We start from the raw sequence: 4,698 nt of genomic DNA, 5'->3' as shown, positions 1-4,698 counted from the left end.
CATATGAATCTTTCTAATGAGTTGTTTAGTCGCTTTTCATTATAGGTTATATGGGACTTTTTTTCTACACAAAAATAGGCTCCATAATATCTATAGGGGGGTTACCCACTACAAATATTATAGAGCCTTTTTTCTTTACACAGCCCTAAATTGGCCCTTAAAACTGAAAATCTCTTTTTAAAGAATTCCCAAATGCTCTCCAGTCCCGTTTTAAAGTGACTCAGGGGGCTTTTTTTGATATAATAAAAAGGACTGTTATCAGTTAGAAAGAGGTTGGTATGAAAGAATTACAAACTGTACTAAAGAACCATTTTGCAATCGAATTTGCAGACAAAAACTTACTGGAAACTGCCTTTACTCATACGAGTTATGCCAATGAGCACCGCCTCTTAAAAATTTCACACAATGAGCGCTTGGAATTTTTAGGAGACGCTGTTCTACAGTTATTGATTTCAGAATATCTGTATAAAAAATATCCTAAAAAGCCTGAAGGCGACTTGTCCAAACTTCGTGCTATGATTGTCCGCGAGGAGAGTTTGGCTGGCTTTGCGCGTGATTGCCAGTTTGACCAGTTTATCAAGCTGGGTAAGGGGGAAGAAAAATCTGGTGGTCGAAATCGTGACACCATTCTTGGCGATGCCTTTGAAGCCTTCCTCGGTGCCCTCCTATTGGACAAGGATGTGGCCAAGGTCAAGGAATTTATCTACCAAGTCATGATTCCTAAGGTTGAAGCAGGCGAATTTGAGATGATTACAGACTACAAAACCCATCTCCAAGAGTTACTTCAGGTCAATGGGGATGTGGCTATCCGTTATCAGGTGATTTCTGAAACGGGTCCTGCTCACGATAAGGTATTTGATGTAGAAGTTCTAGTTGAAGGTAAGAGCATTGGTCAAGGTCAAGGTCGTTCTAAGAAATTAGCAGAGCAGGAAGCTGCCAAAAATGCCGTTGAGAAAGGGCTGGATTCATGTATTTAAAGGAAATCGAAATTCAGGGATTCAAGTCTTTTGCTGACAAGACTAAGGTTGTCTTTGACCAAGGTGTGACGGCAGTTGTTGGACCCAATGGATCTGGAAAGTCCAATATTACAGAAAGTCTTCGTTGGGCCTTGGGGGAGTCTAGTGTCAAGAGTCTCCGTGGCGGCAAGATGCCTGATGTCATTTTTGCTGGAACTGAAAGTCGCAAACCGCTCAATTATGCTTCTGTAGTTGTAACTCTGGATAATCATGACGGATTTATCAAGGATGCAGGTCAAGAAATCAGAGTAGAACGCCATATCTATCGTAGTGGGGATAGTGAATACAAAATTGACGGCAAGAAAGTCCGTCTACGTGATATTCATGATCTTTTCTTGGACACAGGTTTGGGACGAGATTCTTTCTCCATCATTTCCCAAGGCAAGGTTGAGGAGATTTTTAACTCCAAACCTGAGGAACGTCGTGCTATTTTCGAAGAAGCTGCAGGAGTTTTGAAATACAAGACTCGCAGAAAAGAAACTGAGAGCAAGCTGCAGCAAACTCAAGATAATCTAGACCGCTTAGAGGACATTATCTACGAGTTGGACAATCAAATCAAGCCCCTTGCAAAACAAGCCGAGAATGCCCGTAAGTTTCTAGACTTGGAAGGTCAACGTAAGGCTATTTATTTAGACGTGCTGGTTGCTCAAATCAAGGATAATAAGGATGAACTAGAGTCGACAGAAGAAGAGTTGGCTCAGGTTCAGGAACTATTGACGAACTATTACCAAAAGCGAGAAAAATTAGAAGAAGAAAATCAAACTCTTAAAAAGCAACGCCAAGATTTACAGACTGAAATGGCCAAAGACCAAGGCAGTTTGATGGACTTGACCAGTTTGATTAGTGAGTTAGAGAGAAAATTAGCCCTATCAAAACTGGAGTCCGAGCAAGTAGCCCTGAATCAACAGGAAGCACAAGCCCGTTTGGCTACTTTAGAGGATAAGCGAAATTCACTCAGCAAAGAAAAATCTGATAAGGAAAGCTCTTTAGCTCTGTTAGAGGAAAATCTAGTCCAAAATAATCAAAAACTGAATCGATTAGAGGCTGAATTACTAGCTTTTTCAGATGATCCCGATCAGATGATTGAGCTCTTGCGTGAACGCTTTGTAGCCCTTTTACAAGAAGAAGCGGATGTTTCAAACCAGTTGACCCGTATCGAAAACGAGTTGGAAAATAGTCGTCAGCTTTCTCAAAAACAAGCAGATCAATTAGAAAAGCTGAAAGAACAGTTGGCTACAGCTAAAGAGAAGGCTAGTCGGCAAAAAGAAGAGCTTGAAACTGCCAAGGAACAGGTTCAGAAATTATTGGCCGACTATCAAATCTGTGCCAAGGAGCAAGAGGAGCAGAAAACTTCCTATCAAACTCAACAAAGTCAACTCTTTGACCGTCTGGATAGTCTCAAAAACAAGCAGGCTAGAGCCCAAAGTTTGGAAAACATCCTGAGAAATCATAGTAACTTTTATGCAGGTGTTAAGAGTGTTCTCCAAGAAAAAGACCGCCTTGGTGGGATTATTGGAGCAGTTAGTGAGCACCTGACCTTTGATGTGCATTATCAAACTGCTCTAGAGATTGCGCTTGGAACCAGCAGTCAGCATATCATCGTAGAAGATGAAAACGCGGCAACCAAGGCGATTGATTTCCTTAAACGAAACAGAGCTGGTCGTGCAACCTTCCTTCCGTTGACAACAATCAAGGCGCGTACGATTTCTAGTCAGAACCAAGATGCTATTGCTGCAAGTCCAGGATTTCTGGGTATGGCTGATGAGCTGGTGACATTCAATAATAGGTTGGAAGCTATTTTCAAGAACTTGCTAGCTACGACGGCTATCTTTGATACCGTAGAACATGCGCGTGCGGCAGCTCGTCAAGTTCGTTATCAGGTTCGTATGGTAACCCTTGATGGGACAGAGTTACGTACAGGTGGTTCCTATGCAGGTGGAGCTAATCGCCAGAATAATAGCATTTTCATCAAGCCAGAACTGGAACAATTACAAAAAGAAATTGCTGAAGAAGAAGCAAGCTTGCGTACAGATGAAGCGAGTTTGAAGGCCTTGCAAGATGAGATGGCTAGATTGACAGAAAGATTAGAAGCCATCAAATCTCAAGGTGAGCAGGCTCGTATTAAGGAGCAGGGCTTGTCCCTTGCTTATCAGCAGACCAGTCAGCAAGTTGAAGAACTGGAAACTCTTTGGAAACTTCAAGAAGAAGAATTAAATCGTCTTTCTGAGGGAGATTGGCAAACGGATAAGGAAAAATGCCAAGAGCGCCTTACTACTATCGCCAGTGACAAGCAAAATCTGGAAGCTGAGATTGAAGAGATTAAGTCTAACAAAAATGCCATCCAAGAACGCTATCAAAACTTGCAGGAAGAGGTATCGCAAGCTCGCTTACTTAAGACAGAACTGCAAGGGCAAAAACGTTATGAAGTGGCTGATATTGAGCGTTTAGGCAAGGAATTGGATAATTTAGATATCGAACAAGAGGAAATCCAGCGTATGCTCCAAGAAAAAGTTGACAATCTTGAGAAAGTTGATACGGATTTGCTCAGTCAGCAGGCCGAAGAAGCCAAATCTCAGAAAACAAATCTCCAACAAGATTTGATTCGCAAGCAGTTTGAATTGGATGATATAGAAGGTCAGCTGGATGATATTGCCAGTCATTTGGACCAGGCTCGCCAGCAGAATGAAGAGTGGATTCGCAAGCAAACTCGTGCTGAAGCCAAGAAAGAAAAGGTCAGCGAGCGCTTGCGCCATCTACAAAGTCAATTAACAGACCAGTACCAGATTAGCTATACTGAAGCTCTTGAAAAGGCGCATGAGTTGGAAAATCTCAATCTGGCAGAGCAAGAGGTTAAGGATTTAGAGAAGGCTATTCGCTCGCTGGGCCCTGTCAACTTGGATGCTATTGAACAGTATGAAGAAGTACACAGCCGTCTGGATTTCCTAAATAGCCAGCGAGATGATATTTTATCAGCGAAAAATTTGCTCCTTGAAACCATTACAGAAATGAATGATGAGGTTAAGGAACGCTTTAAATCAACCTTTGAGGCTATTCGTGAGTCCTTTAAAGTGACCTTCAAGCAGATGTTTGGCGGAGGTCAGGCTGACCTGATCTTGACTGAGGGAGACCTGCTGACAGCTGGGGTTGAGATTTCTGTCCAACCACCGGGTAAGAAAATCCAGTCTCTCAACCTCATGAGTGGTGGGGAAAAAGCCCTATCGGCTCTTGCTTTGCTTTTCTCTATCATTCGAGTTAAGACTATTCCGTTTGTTATCTTGGATGAGGTAGAGGCTGCGCTGGACGAAGCCAATGTCAAACGCTTTGGAGATTACCTAAACCGCTTTGATAAGGACAGTCAATTTATCGTCGTAACCCACCGTAAGGGAACCATGGCAGCGGCCGATTCTATCTATGGAGTGACCATGCAAGAATCAGGTGTCTCAAAAATTGTTTCGGTGAAGTTAAAAGATTTGGAAGAAACAGTAGACTAGTTACCAAACGATAGCATCTCTTAAGAGGTGCTATTTTTTAAAACTAACATCTTGAATGATTTTTAGGCTCTTTGTCAACTGTAGTGGGTTGAAGAAAAGCTAATATCTAGAAAGGACAAATTTCGTCCTTTCTTTTTTGATATTCAGAGCGATAAAAATCCGTTTTTTGAAGTTTTCAAAGTTCCGAAATC

General features: G+C 42.1%; 2 protein-coding genes. Both read left to right on the top strand.

Features of this window, described 5'->3' with window-relative positions:
* The first annotated feature begins 278 nt into the window (after positions 1–278).
* Positions 279–977, top strand: coding sequence for a ribonuclease III (rnc, locus tag GEZ85_RS09850; RefSeq protein WP_000661487.1), 699 nt, complete (start codon positions 279–281; stop codon positions 975–977).
* Positions 968–4,507 (top strand): chromosome segregation protein SMC, encoded by a 3,540-nt coding sequence (gene smc, locus GEZ85_RS09845; RefSeq protein WP_153210175.1) that lies wholly within the window; start codon positions 968–970, stop codon positions 4,505–4,507. Before rnc ends, smc begins: the two co-directional genes overlap by 10 nt.
* Positions 4,508–4,698: the final 191 nt, after the last annotated feature.

It is taken from the genome of Streptococcus mitis, from assembly GCF_009496205.1.
GTDB classification, from domain to species: Bacteria; Bacillota; Bacilli; order Lactobacillales; family Streptococcaceae; genus Streptococcus; species Streptococcus mitis_BN.
The sequence above is the reverse complement of the archived record's forward strand: the minus strand, read 5'-3'. Positions and strand labels throughout refer to the sequence as shown.

What these genes read in the sequence shown, in the direction of transcription:
- rnc (WP_000661487.1), top strand. Translation starts at nt 279, where the DNA reads ATGAAAGAATTACAAACTGTACTAAAGAACCATTTTGCAATCGAATTT.
- smc (WP_153210175.1), top strand. Translation starts at nt 968, where the DNA reads ATGTATTTAAAGGAAATCGAAATTCAGGGATTCAAGTCTTTTGCTGAC.